Here is a 16,116-nt window from a genome sequence, read left to right on the forward strand (position 1 = left end):
CTCTCTACCGGCCGCCCTCACTGAGGGTGGTCATAATCATGCCGGTGGTGCGAATCATCTTTTTCATGTCAGTCAATGTGCCGAATAGACGTCTAGATGTCAATATGAATTTTGGACTAATTACTTACGGGGCGCATTTTAATCAACATATCAGCCAGCTCGCTCGCAAACACGACTTGATATAAGTGAGCTGTGCTGTCGGTCCGAACATACTGACTTTGTGGATGCATGGCGGCAAGCTGGCGATAATACTGCTCGCCGTCTTCTTTCCATGCCTGCAAGCCGGCAGTCGTCTCAGGGTCATTACTGGCATTAATGTAACCCTGTTCAAAATCAGTATCGATCACGGTCACCGGTACGTTGGCTGGCCACTTTAGCTGCGCGGCAGCATTGAGATCATCGCCATAGCGAGCAATTTCTTTAAATAGGTTTTGCTGATTGACTACTTTCCGTCGAGCGCTAAGTAGCTTATCGAAATAGGCAATATCAAAGATCTGATCGTTGCCAAGTAAGCCTTCTACCAACTGTCTGTCCGCCGCGTTCTTTTGTTCTACTCTGCTGGTATATTTTCCTTCACCGATGTATTCAAGGTAAGCAGTAAGATTTTCCTTGAATGGGGCAGCATCTGATTTATATCTCGCGATTGAAAACGGACTTAACACATCCGGATCGATTAGCACGACCTGATTGATGCGCGAATGTGATTGTGGATGATTAAGCATGATTTGCATGGAGATGTTACTGCTTGCAAACGCCACCACCGTCGCATTAGAAATGTTGAGCTGAGTGAATAGTCCGGCCAGGTCCTCGGCAAATCTTGCGTAGCCCACCTGCGCGTCAGGCACTGCGTTGATAAGACCTGACCTGTCTACGGCAATGACCCGAAAATGTTGTGCCAGGCGTGGTGCCAGCGCGGCATACCATGCCGTATCTGAATGCCAGGTATCCACCGGCCCGGAAAGTAACACTAACCAGGGCAGCGAGCTTTGCGAGTCACCATCCATCCAGCTCGCAACGTGCAACTGTTGCCCATTTACTTCATATATTGATGATGTAGCCGTCGGATGTGCCGCGCATGCAAGGCTAACGCAGGCAAACAAACAGGCCAGCGCCTTGACCATTTTTAATACAGACCAAACTGTTTAAGTACCTGGGTCAGCCGAGACTCATCTACTGGTTTAGAAATAAAGTCGAGCGCCCCAAGTGCCATCACGCGTTCTCGCATCTGTGGTTGCACATCACCGGATATCACAATTACGAACACCTCAATACATTTCTGCTTAATGTGGTGCAAAACCTCCAGTCCGTCCATGACTGGCATGGTGAGATCCAGAAATAATAAGGCGAAATGCTGATTATTAAGTAAATCCAGTGCCTGTTGTCCATTATCGGCGGTGTGCAGCTCACAGGCAAAGTCTGAGGGTAAACTCTTTTTAACCATCCGTTGGGCCAGCGAAGAGTCATCGCAAATTAATACGGGAAATGTCACGCATCGTCCTTTTTTATTATTGTTATCAACCAAATTGTGTGAAGCTAATGCCATTCTGTTGAGCGTTGGAAGCATAACGTGGCTGAACATGACATTGCTCAAAAGGTAGCCTATCAGATAATCAGTGGCTTTGACAAAAGCTACCGCTGGTATAGCCGTATTACGCGAGGCGCGCAGGAGCGCTTTGAACAGGCACAGTGGGCTGCAACACATCAGGCTGTTAAAGAACGTATTGCCATCTATGAGCAAAGTTTGGCCGATGTGGTTGCTGAGATATATCAACAAATTTTCCCGCATCAGCAAGACATGGCGTTTTGGCAGTCACTCAAACAGCACTACGCTAAATTGCTTGATAACCATCCACAGTTTGAGCTTGCGGAAACCTTTCTTAATTCGGTCATCGGCAGAGTCTTCCGCCATCAGAAAATAGATGATTCAGTGATGTTTGTGCTGCCCAGTCGGTGTTTTTTACCCGGTCAGGATCGTGACAAAGTGATCTTCAGTTTCGACACTACCGGCACTGTTCGTGACATGTATGAGCAAATCTTTCACACCTACCGTTTCAATGTGCCATTCGAAGACAAACAACGCGATATTCAAAACCTTGATGCAAGGCTGCGCGAGCGACTTAATCGTGAACAGTTGGCCAGCGTTACTGCGGTGGAAATTCTTAAACCGGTTTTCTACCGTGGCAAAGCCGCTTACTTAATCGGGCATATTTGTATGCCCTGTGAGACCCTGCCGTTTGTCATCGCGTTGCAAATGTCTGAGCAGCGTCAGTTGTTTGTTGATGCACTACTTACCGACCGTAAAGACTTAAGCGTCATCTTTGGTTTTGCACGCTCCTATTTCATGGCGGATACCCAATATCCGGCGGAAATCGTGGCCTTTCTTCAAACGCTGCTGCCCAATAAAAAACACTTTGAACTGTATATGGCATTGGGCTTCTATAAACATGGTAAAACCGTTTTTTACCGAAATTTTCTGCAACACCTGCAGGAAAGCGACGATAAATTCGAGGCAGCGCCCGGAATCAGAGGCCTTGTCATGGCCGTCTTTCACCTGCCCTCTTACGGTGTGGTGTTCAAAATCATCAAGGATGAATTTGCCGAGAGTAAGAAAATCACTCGCGAGCACGTTAAGGAATGCTACAAGCTGGTAAAGATGTCGGACCGCGTTGGACGCATGGCCGACACCCATGAATATGTCAATTTTACCCTGCCCCGTGAACGTATATCCGACGATCTGCTCGACGAACTTCTCGCAACGTGCGCCAGTAGTATAGAGATTAACGGTGACGAGGTTGTCATTAAGCACCTGTATATTGAGCGCAAAATGACGCCTTTAAACCTTTATCTGCAGCAGGAGCAGGATGGGGAAAAAATTCGCCACGCACTCGATGAGCTGGGTCTATGTATCAAACAAATCGCGTTGGCCAACATATTTCCGGGCGACATGTTGCATAAGAATTTTGGTATCACAAAGCACGGTCGTGTGATTTTTTATGACTATGATGAAATTTGCTTTATGCACCAAAGAAACTTCCGTGAGTTACCAAAATCTGACGATCCCTATGCCTTAGACACCCTGTCGGTTGCGCCGGACGACGTATTTCCCGAGCAGTTTGAGCATTTTATTGTAGGTAAACGGGAGTTCAAAGACATACTCAAATCACTACATCCTGAGCTGATGCAGCCTGATTATTGGCGCGATATTCAGCGCCGCGTTGCGGCGGGGGAAATTCAGAACTTCACGCCTTATGCTTCTTGCAAACGTTTTGACCGCGGCGTTAGTGAGAAGGTTACAGCGTCACATGATTGATCGCCTGGATCAGCAGCGCCAGCGAACAGGCAAAACCGACTACCCACGCCAGGCTCCGAAGCTTGTCCTGGTCAATCCAGTAACACAGGCAATAACACAGCCTCGCCACCACAAAAATGATAGCAAGAGTGGCACTGGTATCGCTTACCGCATTGAGTGCCAACAATGCCAGTACTCCTGGCGTAAATAACGTAATCGCTTCAAAGCAATTTTCATGACACGCCTTGGCACGCGCACCAAACCCGGTTAAGGAGGCCTGCTGAGCACGCGGATGACGATTGTCATAGCCCCCTGCACGATGCATAGCGACGATCAGAGGCAACTTTGCCAACATGGGCATGACTACGGTAATCAATAAACAACTTAACAATACGCTCATATCAACACTCACTTCTGCCGACGCTTCAACACGCTTATTAATCCTTTATGCAACAGCCTGCCATACCAGTAACGATGAATAAACGACATTCCAAACAACACACCACCGACCACGATGGGAACCAGCCAATATGCCTTCTGCAGCAGCACGATACTGGATATCGTTATCAGAAATACGGTGATCAGCTCCAGCAACCAGAATACCGTGCTGTAAACATTTAATCCCAACACCACAAAGGCCTCATGACGTGCTTCATGCAGCAGTTCACGCTGCAGCTCATGCTCCAACGCTTTGATTTCCGTAAAGTAATCGAGATACGCTTCGATGCGCATGGTTATCACCGCTATGTTATTGTCAACCACCCTGAAATTATGCCAGTCTAAACCAGAATTTTTAACTTGCAGCTTGTTTGACTGTATTTGCTGGGAAAAATGATGGGGTTAAAGCGCGACATAGGCATGATTGGCGCATCAATGCTGGTGTTAAACGGATTGATAGGTGCCGGCATTTTTGCATTGCCAGCCAGAATGGCTGACGCATTGGGAGACTTCAGTCCTTATGTGTTTTTAATGTTTGGCGCGCTGATGCTGACTATCGTATGGTGTTTTGCCAGTCTGTCATCTCATTTCAGTCAGACTGGCGGTCCCGTGCTCTATGCCCAACAGGCATTCGGCAACGCCGTAGGTTTTCAAACCGGTTGGTTGTTTTATCTTGCCAGGGCAACCGCTATCGCAGCCAACGCACATGTGCTGTTTCTGTACGCGAGTTATTTGTTTCCAGAGGTGACTCAGGGGTATCAGGATGATGTGCTGATCATCGTTATTTGTCTGATCCTGACTTTAGTCAATCTGATAGGCGTAAAACGCTCCGTTGGTTTTCTGGATGGCCTGACCGTCCTCAAACTCACACCGCTGTTCGGTTTGGTGGGGTATGGCCTGCTGACGGCAGATGTAGATCCGACCATCACTGAAGTCCCGCAGCTTGATGCGCTTGGCGCAGGGGCGATTTTAACGCTGTATGCCCTGATTGGTTTCGAGACGGCAGTCGTGACCACAGGCGAAACAGAGAAGCCTAAACACACGCTTCCCATCGCACTAATGGCGACGGTAATTGCCACCTCTATTTTGTATTTTATTGTGCAACTTGCGTATATCAACGTGATGGAGACCTGGGTGGTCGATGGCACGCCGATGATTGCCTTTGCGCAAACACTTGCCGGAGAGTGGGGGGCGCTGATCATGGCACTGGCTGCGGTATTTTCAATTGCCGCAAACTTACTTGCCAATATGATTAGCACCTCAAGACTGACGTTTGCCATGGCGCAAGAAGGTTCACTGCCGGGTTGGTTTGGTCATGTCAGCGCCCGTTTTTCAACGCCTGATAACTCCATTATTACCTTAGGTGTTTTCGCCTGCGTATTGTCGCTGACCGGCGGATTTGTTTGGTTAGCCGTTGTGAGCGTGCTGGCCAGATTAACGGTTTATGCGGTGTGTATACTTGCATTGATGCGGTTACGTAAGGAGCGGCAGTGGTCTGCCCCGCGCAACACATTTATGCATCTGATGTGGCGTATCGTGCCCTGGATTGCACTGCTGGTATGTATTGGCGCAGCCAGCCAGTCATCCGCTCAGGCTATATTGATGTTGGTTGCTCTGCTTGTTGCCGGTATTTTGTTGTACTGGTTAAATAAGCGCTTTACGTCAGTGTCTCATCAAGAATAAGGAATATGATTAATGACTCAATCAGACAATGGAACCATAACTACCGCCAAAGTCATTTACGTGCTCTACCTCATCAGCATCGTGTCGGGGATAACCGGTGTAATTGGCGTAGTAATGGCTTATGTCTACAGAGATGACGCCCCTGCGTGGCTGCGCAGTCACTTTCGCTGGCAGATCCGCACCTTTTGGATAGGTGCAGGCATGCTGATTTTGGGCACTATATTTTCCATCGTGCTAATTGGCTGGCTACTCATCGCCTTCTGGGTGATCTGGCTGATCATTCGCTGTGTCAAAGGCTTGCGTGCCGTCGACCAGCAACAACCGTGTCAGGACGTAGAAACCTGGCTGTTCTGATAGAGACAGAAGCCGCCTGATGGCGGCCTCTGTGGCAGAAAGGCTTATCGTTTTACATCAATGGCGGACTGAATCTTGTCAAGCTCCTCCTGAGTGAACTGCCCACGCTCAATAAGCTTGACGATAGCGTCTGTGTGTCCGGTTAGCACGCCATCCTCATCTCCAACAATAATGTGTTTACGAATTTGATGGTCTCCGTTTACGAATTCAAATTCCATATCCACATCGCCATGCACCATGGTATTGACAGACTCTCCATCACCTTTATTTATCACCATGACTTTTTTGGCATTGTGTCCATTGAACTGTAGGTCTCCACTCAGCATGTGCCTGGTACCACTAAGTGCCTGCATCAGCGTTTCTCGGGTTTCCTCATCCAGACCACTCAATCTGGATTCAAGCAATACCGGATCGGCGACCTCATCCTGTGTGAGGGTCAGCACTTCCTCAATGCCATCATGCTCAACCATGACTTTAACATCTTGATCTTTCATTGAACGGATTTCGATGACCTTACGCTGAATGTCATCATCGGCGAGGACTGCCCCCGCGCCCATTAATGCAGCAAATACGGCACCCGCAAGTAAATTTTTGGCTAAACCTTGCATTATCTTTCTCCTGTTTGGGTTATTGAAGGTTCTCACGGTTACATTCCAAGAACCATACCAACTTATAAAGTTTTTATTTTTCAAGATGTTAAGTAAGACGCGGTTAATGATCTTCAAGCCAATATCCTGATATCAGGAAAACCATTTCCCGATATCAGGAAATCGTCACGGCACGTCATCACGCTATAGACGTGAATCACCATATATTTCAATGTGTTACCTAGTAATCCAGGTTGGTATGAAAGTTGGAAGACTCTATGTAGAAAAATCACTCAGACTCTACTCTGAACCTGATAAGCTAAGGAAACGTGAAACTCGATGTCATTTTTTGTCATACCCATGTCTCTCAAACATTATATTTTCTCGTTGCTTGCGTTCACATTGCTGCTGTTCGCTTTTGCCCAGTTTGTATTGTTTGAGGTCATTGAACAGCGTGTTGCTGACGAAATCACCGCTAAAAGTAATGCCATATCAGACGTTGCGTTACGCGTCGTCAATCAACAGCAGAGAATACAGCGAGTTCCGACGGAGGGCGTTCGTATTGTTCTGACAAAGACGCCCAATAAACGGGTCGACTTGGGGGACGGGCTGTACTTTGTGACCGGCGACCAAACCCTTACCGCAAATATAACGCCTTTGTACGATGGCGAGTCGTTAAGTAGTAATGACATCAGCGTTGACCGAGTAGGCAGTGGTTTTCAGTTTTTCAGCACTGACCAGATGAGTGGTGAGGTGAGTCAGCATGTGGTGCAATTCGATCAATCTGATTCAGCACTGCAGCAGTACTTTCAAACCATGTGGACCGTCACAGCTGGATTGTTGATCATCGTGCTGCTATTTGCCTACTGGTTGGCCAAACACCTTAGTCGACCGCTTAGCGATCTATCAAAGGGTTTTACTGCCCTGGAGCAGGGACAGTTGGGTACGCAGATTAATGAAAGTGGTGTGCGTGAGGTGCGCGCGATGTTATCCCGCTTTAATCACACCAGCCGTCAGTTGCATAAACTTCAATCTATGCAGCAAAAACTTCGCGAACAACAGCAGATGGCGGAACTAGGTGAAGTGGCCCGTGGACTGGCCCACAGTTTGCGCAACCCACTTAATACCATCGGACTGGCCGTTGAACAACTGTGCGAACGTAATAACGATGATGCACAGAGGAGCACATTAAGTGCCAGTATCCGCGCTAAGATCCAACAGATGGACAATAGTATTCAGTCCCTGATGCAGTTATCCAAGGGCGATGTTGACCGCAGCCACAAGGTTATTCTGGCGCATATTGTTGACGATCTGACCCTACAGTTTGCGACTGCCAGTAAGGTGCGCATGCAGCTTGAAGATAGGCATCATGCATGGATTCGTGGAGCTGAAGCAGAGTTACGCACTATGCTACAGGTTCTGCTAAGCAACGCCGTTGAAGCAAGTCACGACAAATCTGTCGTCACGGTGACACTATCCAGAGAGCGGCAACAGATCACCATCATGGTGATGGATGAAGGCTGCGGTATACCAACACCGTTACAGGATAAGCTATGTCAGCCACACGTCACGGGCAAAGCGGAAGGCGCCGGTATGGGATTATTTATTGTTAAACGATTAGCTGAATTGTATTACCAGGGCGGAATAGAGGTGGTAAATAATTCTGATAAGGGCGTGACTGCTACGCTGACCTTACATGATGTGCAGGATGCTGAGCCACATGACTAAACACACGCCCCACATACTTGTCGTTGAAGATGATTTGCAACAGCGTGAAGTCATTGCCCATATTCTTACTTCAGAAGGGTTTGAAGTAATAGCTGCTGACAGCGTAGAGCAGGCCATAGTAGAACTGAAGTCACAGCCTATCGATCTGGTATTCAGTGACTGGAAGCTTGGCAGTCTGAGCGGTATCGACCTGTTGCGCTACGTTAAAAAGCAATCCCCCCATATCGGTTTCGCCATGGCCACAGCATATGGCACCATAGAGCATGCCGTAAAAGCGATTGAAGCCGGTGCCGATGACTATCTGAGCAAGCCCTTCTCCCGACAGGCACTATTGCTTTGCATCGATAAAATTGATCGTGCACGTCAGCTACGGGAACAAAACCGTCAACTACAGGGTGCCTTGGGTGAACAGCAGCAGCTGGTCGATTTAATTGGTCAGGCCCCTTGCATGCAGACGTTATTCACTCGCCTTGAAAAAATGTCAGCAACGGATGCGACCGTGCTCATTCTCGGTGAATCAGGCACGGGCAAAGAGTTAGCGGCCAGAGCGCTACATAAGCTGTCGCCAAGAGCTGAGCAACCCTTTATTGCCATCAACTGTGGCGCCATTCCAGCCACGCTGGCTGAGGCTGAACTATTTGGTGCGATGAAAGGTGCCTACACCGGCGCAGATAGGGATAAACAAGGTAAGTTCCAGGCAGCCAGCGGAGGAAGTTTATTCCTGGACGAGGTCGGTGAGCTTCCCCTTGAATTGCAAACTCGGCTATTACGTTTTTTACAAGAGGGCACGGTGACACCACTTGGTAGTCATCAGGAAGTCTCTGTCGATGTGAGAGTATTGGCGGCAACCCATCGAAACCTCGAAGAAATGGTTACAAACGGGCAGTTCAGAGAAGACCTCTATTATCGGCTGAATATTTTGCCGGTGACGATGCCGCCTTTACGCGAAAGGCGCGAGGATATTCCGCTACTCGCCAAGTTTTTTATTCAAAAAAGCAGCAACCGCTACCACCGTGATCCACCCGCGATTAGTAAAGCAGGACTCAAGCAGTTAATGGAACATTCCTGGCCCGGCAACGTGAGAGAATTAGCCAACCGTATTGAACGTTTCGTGTTACTTGAAGATGAAACTGAGCTTGTCAGCCAGCGCTCAGATAATCAGTCATCGTCATTTTCCGGTTTTACCTTTCCTGCCCAGGGACTGGATTTTGACCAGCTGGAAAAGTATTTGTTAACCGAAGCGCTGGCGCGCTCTCAGGGTAATCGTACCGCGGCCGCCAAGCTGCTCAATATGAATTACAAAGCGTTTTTATATCGGCTGGAAAAGTTTGGTATCTGTTAAAGACTGCCATCAACGCTATCGGAACGTTATGGTATTACCACCCAGTTTCTTTGATTCATATAGGGCGCTGTCCGCACGGTTGAACAAACTTTCCAAATTGTCGCCGGGTTGCAACTGCGCTGCGCCAAAACTTGAAGACAATGGTTGTCCCTGCACGGTAATGGTGTGAATGCCTTCCCGCAATTCATCGACCAGCTGCGTCGACTTATCAATGCTCAGGGCTGGCAACAATAAGACAAACTCGTCCCCACCAAAGCGAGCAAAAATATCCGTTTTACGTAGAATGGAAAACGTCTTTTGCCCCACTTTTTTCAGCGCCTCATCACCTGCCATGTGACCCAGTTCATCATTAATCCGTTTGAACTTGTCGAGGTCGAACAAGACCAGAAAAAGGCTGCTGCCGGATTCATGGCTTTGTGCGATTTCGAGCTCTGCACGCTGTTCCATGTAGTCTCGAGTGTAAGCTTTGGTCAATTTGTCGATAAATACCAGACGTTTTAAATGACGATTGTCGGCCTGTAACTGAGGAATAGCGATGCCAAACAGCGCGTTTGCTGCAATGACATTCAGCGCGAACTGGTACACTTTGACGTCTTCCATCAGGCCTAATACATGCACCATCACAACAATAAACACACTGCTGATCACAAGGCTGATAATATTCGCTCTAGCGCTTTCCGTGCAGGCTATCCACATATGCGTGACGGTCAGGAAAAAGATAGCAAACACGCTATATTCTGAATCCGTGAGATACCCCATGGACATAATCACAACGATAAGGATGAGATTCAGTGCCACTTTTTTGATGGTAGTGGTTAATGATCCATACTGGCTATTGGTAAAGCTTTTAAGATCAATCAGACTGTCTGGGTAATAACGCACGAGCAAAGCGGTAAACAACGGGGTCAGAATCACAATACCCGCCATATCGCCAATCCAGAATGGTAAAACCGTATCCGCTGCGTCCTCTGCAGGCATTTGTCCGGAATACACTAAAGACAGGATAACAAGAACAGTAACAAGTAGTGCCGACACACAGCTGACCAGCAGGAATGCAACGATTAATTGTGGAGTATGCGTGCCGGGCTTACGGGCAATATTTCCGATCAGAGACGCGCCGGCCCAGTAAGGGAATATGTGTGCCAGTCCAAACAAAAACCCGCCCCACACAAATTCACTCAGCGTTAATGGCAGTTGGTAGTGATGACCATTCCAAATGGTGATGACAATCGCTGCCGTCAAAATGGGCAGCAATGCACGATAACCAGCCACCAAAAAACACGCGAACGTAAAGCCCGCTGCAGGGAACCATACGCTGGCATGCTCGGTATATTCCATGATTCTGCCCGCTTGCCACACCAGTAGCCAGGCAATAAAGATCGTGATACTACGCAGAATTACCACCGCATACGAGTTTGACGTCATTCTGTACTCTCGCATAAGTAATTTTAAAGTGGCGCAATGAAGCGCCAAGATGATCGGTTAAAGTCTTAATTGCTCCCAGTCCCAGCCATCTTTGGGCAAGCCGTGCTGATGAACAAAACTGCGATATTCTTCCACACCGAGCGCTTTAGCAACAGTTTTGAACTGACTTTTCGCTTTGATTGCGCGCGTTTGTAGCAAATCCAGACGCCTGTCAGCGCTATCCCCAAACTCATTTTCCTGAATATGTACAATTTTGTCGCGAGCCTGATAAAACTCCTGAACAAATTCAAGTAAGCGCACATATATTGCGAAAAGTTGTTTCGAACTTACCGGGTATTCCAGCGTTGAGGACGTGACTAACTGCGTAAACTCAAATTCAGAAAGCGGCTCAATGTCTTTCTGGAAAATTTTACATCGGGCCAGACATTGCTTGAGTATTTGCAAGTAGTCAGTACTTACTCCGTCGCTGGTGTCAGTTGGGTGGGTCACTGATTTTTCAGCGAGTTCTTGCTTGAGCATGTCAATCGCGATGATATCTCGCGTTAGTGATGACATTGCAAAGGCCCCTTACCGATAATTAACGGCGAAAGACTGGTAAGGCTATCACAATTGACTACATTTAGGTTAAAAAAACAACATGCATTGCAGCAAGGAGAGCAACGTGGATCGCCTCAGTTTGAAGGTCATTTTGGCCATCCTCGCCTTAGGTATCTCAAACATGGCAATCTCGCGGACCAACTCTGCTGCGCAGTCGATTAATGTCTGGTGCGCATCGGCAGACTTTATTCCCGCGCTTACCGAGTTCAGTGCCGCGTTCGAACGGGCCAATCCAGACATATCTGTTAATTTGTTATCACTGCCTAATGAAGAGATGAAAACCTCTGTCATACGCGCCGTACGTGCCGGTCGTGGGCCAGATATCGTTATCATAAGTTCAGACAATACTGCCTTACAGGAGGTTATGAAACTCTCTGAATTACCCAAAGATGAAGCCGTAAAAGATCTCGCTCCTGAATTACACGAAGCGCTACTGCACAAAGGGAGAAACTATGGCCTGCCGTTGTATCAACACAACAGATTGATGATGTTTTACAACAAACAGCTTGTAAATCAGCCTGTGAAATCACTGGAGGGACTGATGCAACAGGCTTCAGCCTGGCGTCAGCGAAATATTCTGCCATTAGGTATCCACCCTCAAGAGCCCTATTGGTTCATGCATTTTGTTACCTACTTCCAACCCGAATTAATTAACCAACAAGACATTAATGAAAGCCGACAAGCTATCACCGATGCGCTGGTATTGTATAAGCGTCTTATCGACCAGAATGTTATTGATGATGCCTGTACCTACGATTGTGTATTGACGCAATTTCTAGATAACCGGGTTGCCTATGCCATAAACGGCAATTGGGCATATCGACACATTGTCAATGAAATGGGTGATAAGGTGGGTGTGATACCGTTTCCAAGCTATCAGGGGAAGCCTATGCGGGCACTCTCATCCATCAGTGTGATGACGTTTCCCAACAACAGCTGGTTTGGGTCTAACCGCCAAAATGTGCGGGCGTTTAGTCGCTTTCTGAGAAGTGCTGAAGTACAGCAACAACTCTTCGAGGTAAGCTATCTGATACCTTTTCACCAGCGCGTAGTGGAGGGCTTAACAAACAATCGACTATTTACCCAACAGTGGGTCTTATCATCAGAAAATGTTGTCATGCAGCCTACCGCCACTTCAGTCACCATCTGGAACGGTGTTGAAAAAGCCGTCAATCTGTATCTTAATGGTCATGTTGATGCAAAGGAGGCAACGACGTATATGCTCAAGGTGGTAGAACGAGACAGAGACAAACTGATGCGGGGGCAATAGCGCATGCGCAACAAGCTATCCCTGCAGCTCACGCTGGTCGTACAGGCTATTTTTACCGCCCTGGCGCCGGTGATTATCGTCGCTATCTTGTTGCTGTTCAGCTTTCGTACCTTACTGATTGAACAGCAACAACAAACGCAGGCTGCGCAGGCCGACAAGGCGTTAAATCAAGTTGCCTTCGATCTCGAGAAACTCTACCTGGCGCTATCTAAAACCGCGGAAAACTCAAATGTTGCTCTCTCTGCACAATCAGGACTGTTTGGTTACAGTGCCAGAAATGCAATGCAGGAACTCCTCGCCACCCACTCCATGCTCAGTAGCGTAATGATTATAGATGCACAACAATTTGTGGTTGAGGCGAGTCCCGAATCATCATTGCTCATTGACCTCAGCCCGTTAGAAAATGATCTTCAACAGGTATTACAAGAGGGCTATGTCGATGGCCCTAAAAGCACGTTAATTAGTTCTCCAGACTTGGTATCACAATTACCAGGTTTCACGCCATCACAGGAAGATACTCGTGTGCTGTTGATGACATTCCCGCTCGTGCTCACGGAAACCAATCTTATTGACGCCAGAGCGAGTGTTACAGGCGTGATGCTGGCATTTGTGACCTGGAGCAGTATTCAGCAATCACTACAGACGGCTTCTCCTAATTTAACCGCATGGTCGGCAGCGCCTGATATGCCGGATAACCTGCAGCGCAATAATATGTTTACCAAAACAGCGTTGCCCATTCCCGGAGGTAACGATTCGGAGCCAATTTATTTTTACGCGCCGAATGAACAGGTAATCACACCGGTCAATGCGCTAATCAACGAATTCATTGGTTACACCCTTATTGTGGTCAGCGCTTTACTGCTGTTATTGTTTTATATCGTGCGCTGGCAATTAAAACCATTAAACGTACTGAATCGCACCGTCAAACACTATGCCAGCGGCGAGCTGCAGGGACAGCGTCAAGACTTACCTTTCAGGGAGTTTGACGATATTTCTGCCGTTCTTCATGAGATGGCAGAAAATTTATCCGAGCAGCAGTCGGAACTTGAAAAACGCGTTGTCGAGAGAACCCGAGAGCTCCAATTAGCACTGGATAACGTAAAGCGGGTCAATGAAGAACTTGTGAGCGCACAGAAGCAACTGGTGGAATCTGAAAAGCTATCGCAGTTGGGCGTGGTGGTAGCAGGCGTAGCACATGAGATTAATACACCGGTTGGTGTATGCGTTACGGCCACATCGTTACTCAAGGATAAACTGACAGTATTCAAGCAACAGTGTGACAGTAACCATCTGACCAAGTCGGCGCTGCACAGTTTTCTTGCCGACGCCGATAACTGTGTTGACATTCTGACCAAGAATACCGAGCGTGCAGCGGAGCTGATCCACAGTTTCAAAGCCATTTCCGTCGACCAGTCCAGTGAACAGCCCAGAGACTTCAGCGTACACGAATATATCGACCTGATCTTGCGTAGTGTTCGAAATAAGCTGGTGAAATCGGGTGTGGAGGTCAATCTCAGTGGCGATCCACAGCTATTTATTCAATCCTATCCGGGCTCGCTCAGTCAAATAATGACAAATCTGGTGCTCAACTCACTCAAGCATGCGTTTACCAGCAAAGAAGGCAATATAATTGAGATCCGTTTTTACCTTCATGACAAATCTCGTTTGGTGCTCAATTACAAAGATAACGGCGTGGGGGTAGCGAAACAGGATCTGCCCAAATTGTTTGATCCGTTCTTTACAACCAAACGCAACCAGGGCGGCAGCGGCTTAGGCCTGAACATTGTGCATAATATCGTTAATCAACAGCTAAAGGGGTCGATTAGCTGTGAAAGTGAACCCAACAAAGGCTTCACTGTTTCTATCGTCTATCCAGTTAAAAAAGTGGAGCGTCTGGCAGATTAGATATTTAAGTCCGATTTGCTTTTAAAGAATTCTAAACGTCCTCTTATTCGCAAGGCATTCACATGGAGATGGGGCTCTCTAGCGTCCTTTACCTAACTCGTTACACAGATGAAAATCGAGGTCTCCTTAGTACGGTGAGTTCAATGGCAAGAAAGGCGCTAAGCGGTCATTTATTCTAATGCCAATGGGTGGCGTATAATTTTAAAAAAATTTGCTCAATGAGGCCTTTTAATCTCTAGTCGAGGGGCAAATTTACTACCAAGATAACCTTCGTTTTTTTAGAAAACAGTATTGCGAATAAGAACAGGGGTCCTGAGCAAAATTGCTCAAGACCCCATAAGCGATACTAGCGCTTAAGATGCTTGCGTCGGGATAAACATAACAAGCCCATAGACCCCAAAAGCAATCCTAGCGTGGTCGGAGCGGACACCTCACTGACCTTATCACCTATATTTTCGACCTCTAGACGCCATCCGCTATCTGATAGCACTACATTCGGACCATCTACAGAAAAGCTAAACCATGAAGCTATGTCTGCAATACTGCTCCCAAAACCATCTCTCAATTCACCTGTTAGCTCGAAGAAGTCAAAGGTATGACCGACCAAATCTTCCCACGATAAACCATCTAAAAAACTAACGTTCAGGTTGATAGATGACATTAACGTGAGGCCACCATCAATGAAGATTTTGTCAAATAAGAAACCACCGTCAGGTGCAACCCCGAACTCAAGATTCAAGCTGACATTATCCCACAATGTATCCCCAAAAAAGCTGAGCGTTCCAGGACTATTGCCAGGTGACAGTGTGGCGTCCAGTAAATATGTATCTCCGTCAAACTGACCACTACCATATAGTTCGCCGGTCAGGGATAACAGCGCATCATTAGTGATGCGGATAATACCGTTATTAACAACAGTGCCGCCCAACGTTGACGAGCCAGCATACTCAATAACGCCACCATCGTTATCCAGCGTGCCACGATTATCGACATGAGCATCTGCGTTAATATTTAATTGACCTTCGTTGCTCAACAGATGATTGTTCTGTAGTTGGTCGGACAAGCTCAATATATGTTGATTTGTTATATTGCTCTCAGTATTGAACCCGCCGTTGATATGCATTTGTTCAAATTGCCCACTGCTGATAAGTTGCTCAGCACTTAAATTGAGATTAAACGTGCCATCTTGGGCTGTCAGATGTTCAATCGTTGCGCTATCTCCACCAAACTGATTTTCAATTAGCACGCTGCGACTTGATTGGTCAGCTATCTGTAAGTCAGCTTGCCCGGTTATCGTTGCGTGAAGCTGGCTTAAAAGCACGGAAGAGTTGTAGCGCAACGTATCATTCCCCGACACATCACGAATAGCATTTCGAGCAGAAAGGCTGTCACTCACATCGTAAACATCGTTACCCGTTCCGCCATCCAGCAGGTTTACACCATCACCGCCGATAAGCATATCGTTACCATCGCCGCCATTAAGTGTGTCATCGCCAGC

15 protein-coding genes are annotated in these 16,116 nt (G+C 47.4%); 7 read left to right on the forward strand and 8 right to left on the reverse strand.

The genetic code is table 11. From position 1 onward, the window contains the following. Nucleotides 1–116 precede the first annotated feature (116 nt). Together G441_RS0117105 and G441_RS0117110 are read right to left on the reverse strand one after the other, a co-directional pair. Nucleotides 117–1,121 carry an alpha/beta fold hydrolase gene (locus tag G441_RS0117105; RefSeq protein ID WP_026377465.1) on the reverse strand — a complete coding sequence of 335 codons (1,005 nt, stop codon included), beginning with the start codon at nucleotides 1,119–1,121 and terminating at the stop codon, nucleotides 117–119. A 2-nt stretch (nucleotides 1,122–1,123) separates the two neighbouring features. Continuing rightward, complete coding sequence (locus tag G441_RS0117110; RefSeq protein WP_026377466.1) at nucleotides 1,124–1,489, reverse strand: response regulator; 366 nt, start codon at nucleotides 1,487–1,489, stop codon at nucleotides 1,124–1,126. Nucleotides 1,490–1,567: 78 nt separating this feature from the next. Between G441_RS0117110 and aceK the strand changes: the two genes are divergently transcribed. Then, nucleotides 1,568–3,310, forward strand: a complete 1,743-nt coding sequence (gene aceK, locus G441_RS0117115; RefSeq protein ID WP_026377467.1) for a bifunctional isocitrate dehydrogenase kinase/phosphatase — start codon at nucleotides 1,568–1,570, stop codon at nucleotides 3,308–3,310. On the opposite strand, the gene G441_RS0117120 is transcribed toward aceK, so the two are convergent. Then, on the reverse strand, nucleotides 3,291–3,689 hold the full coding sequence (locus G441_RS0117120; protein ID WP_026377468.1) for an MAPEG family protein: 399 nt from the start codon (nucleotides 3,687–3,689) through the stop codon (nucleotides 3,291–3,293). The genes aceK and G441_RS0117120 overlap by 20 nt on opposite strands. 8 nt (nucleotides 3,690–3,697) lie before the next feature. Further along, nucleotides 3,698–4,021, reverse strand: coding sequence for a hypothetical protein (locus G441_RS0117125; RefSeq protein ID WP_156896405.1), 324 nt, complete (start codon nucleotides 4,019–4,021; stop codon nucleotides 3,698–3,700). Nucleotides 4,022–4,120: 99 nt separating this feature from the next. On the opposite strand from G441_RS0117125, the gene G441_RS0117130 reads away from it, so the two are divergent. Then, nucleotides 4,121–5,410: an APC family permease gene (locus G441_RS0117130; RefSeq protein ID WP_034475506.1), complete on the forward strand. Its 1,290-nt coding sequence runs from the start codon at nucleotides 4,121–4,123 to the stop codon at nucleotides 5,408–5,410. A 12-nt stretch (nucleotides 5,411–5,422) separates the two neighbouring features. Beyond that, complete coding sequence (locus G441_RS0117135; protein ID WP_026377471.1) at nucleotides 5,423–5,764, forward strand: DUF4870 family protein; 342 nt, start codon at nucleotides 5,423–5,425, stop codon at nucleotides 5,762–5,764. A gap of 44 nt (nucleotides 5,765–5,808) precedes the next feature. Here G441_RS0117135 and G441_RS0117140 read toward each other — a convergent pair whose 3' ends face one another. Beyond that, nucleotides 5,809–6,372 (reverse strand): hypothetical protein, encoded by a 564-nt coding sequence (locus G441_RS0117140; protein ID WP_026377472.1) that lies wholly within the window; start codon nucleotides 6,370–6,372, stop codon nucleotides 5,809–5,811. Nucleotides 6,373–6,690: 318 nt separating this feature from the next. Between G441_RS0117140 and G441_RS19435 the strand changes: the two genes are divergently transcribed. Continuing rightward, entirely contained in the window at nucleotides 6,691–8,079 is a 1,389-nt protein-coding gene (locus tag G441_RS19435; protein ID WP_026377473.1) for a sensor histidine kinase, read from the forward strand. Next, nucleotides 8,072–9,421, forward strand: a complete 1,350-nt coding sequence (locus tag G441_RS0117150) for a sigma-54-dependent transcriptional regulator (protein ID WP_026377474.1) — start codon at nucleotides 8,072–8,074, stop codon at nucleotides 9,419–9,421. Before G441_RS19435 ends, G441_RS0117150 begins: the two co-directional genes overlap by 8 nt. A gap of 15 nt (nucleotides 9,422–9,436) precedes the next feature. On the opposite strand, the gene G441_RS0117155 is transcribed toward G441_RS0117150, so the two are convergent. Next, nucleotides 9,437–10,846: a sensor domain-containing diguanylate cyclase gene (locus G441_RS0117155; RefSeq protein WP_026377475.1), complete on the reverse strand. Its 1,410-nt coding sequence runs from the start codon at nucleotides 10,844–10,846 to the stop codon at nucleotides 9,437–9,439. A gap of 57 nt (nucleotides 10,847–10,903) precedes the next feature. Then, entirely contained in the window at nucleotides 10,904–11,401 is a 498-nt protein-coding gene (locus G441_RS0117160) for a hypothetical protein (RefSeq protein WP_026377476.1), read from the reverse strand. A 106-nt stretch (nucleotides 11,402–11,507) separates the two neighbouring features. Between G441_RS0117160 and G441_RS0117165 the strand changes: the two genes are divergently transcribed. Further along, nucleotides 11,508–12,713, forward strand: coding sequence for a sugar ABC transporter substrate-binding protein (locus tag G441_RS0117165; RefSeq protein ID WP_169726102.1), 1,206 nt, complete (start codon nucleotides 11,508–11,510; stop codon nucleotides 12,711–12,713). Between the two features lie 3 nt (nucleotides 12,714–12,716). Beyond that, entirely contained in the window at nucleotides 12,717–14,618 is a 1,902-nt protein-coding gene (locus G441_RS19440) for a sensor histidine kinase (protein WP_051275693.1), read from the forward strand. A 346-nt stretch (nucleotides 14,619–14,964) separates the two neighbouring features. On the opposite strand, the gene G441_RS20030 is transcribed toward G441_RS19440, so the two are convergent. Next, nucleotides 14,965–16,116, reverse strand: a 1,152-nt coding sequence (locus G441_RS20030) for a hypothetical protein (protein WP_026377478.1), incomplete at its 5' end; no start/stop codon positions are given.

Source organism: Aestuariibacter salexigens DSM 15300 (genome assembly GCF_000429145.1).
Classification (GTDB): Bacteria; Pseudomonadota; Gammaproteobacteria; order Enterobacterales; family Alteromonadaceae; genus Aestuariibacter; species Aestuariibacter salexigens.

Bases quoted from the DNA above. Each gene is read 5' to 3' on its own strand.
- G441_RS0117105 (WP_026377465.1), bottom strand. From the start codon at position 1,121: ATGGTCAAGGCGCTGGCCTGTTTGTTTGCCTGCGTTAGCCTTGCATGC.
- G441_RS0117135 (WP_026377471.1), top strand. From the start codon at position 5,423: ATGACTCAATCAGACAATGGAACCATAACTACCGCCAAAGTCATTTAC.
- G441_RS19435 (WP_026377473.1), top strand. From the start codon at position 6,691: ATGTCATTTTTTGTCATACCCATGTCTCTCAAACATTATATTTTCTCG.
- G441_RS0117160 (WP_026377476.1), bottom strand. From the start codon at position 11,401: ATGTCATCACTAACGCGAGATATCATCGCGATTGACATGCTCAAGCAA.
- G441_RS0117125 (WP_156896405.1), bottom strand. From the start codon at position 4,021: ATGCGCATCGAAGCGTATCTCGATTACTTTACGGAAATCAAAGCGTTG.
- G441_RS0117150 (WP_026377474.1), top strand. From the start codon at position 8,072: ATGACTAAACACACGCCCCACATACTTGTCGTTGAAGATGATTTGCAA.
- G441_RS0117120 (WP_026377468.1), bottom strand. From the start codon at position 3,689: ATGAGCGTATTGTTAAGTTGTTTATTGATTACCGTAGTCATGCCCATG.
- G441_RS0117140 (WP_026377472.1), bottom strand. From the start codon at position 6,372: ATGCAAGGTTTAGCCAAAAATTTACTTGCGGGTGCCGTATTTGCTGCA.
- G441_RS0117155 (WP_026377475.1), bottom strand. From the start codon at position 10,846: ATGACGTCAAACTCGTATGCGGTGGTAATTCTGCGTAGTATCACGATC.
- G441_RS19440 (WP_051275693.1), top strand. From the start codon at position 12,717: ATGCGCAACAAGCTATCCCTGCAGCTCACGCTGGTCGTACAGGCTATT.
- G441_RS0117130 (WP_034475506.1), top strand. From the start codon at position 4,121: ATGATGGGGTTAAAGCGCGACATAGGCATGATTGGCGCATCAATGCTG.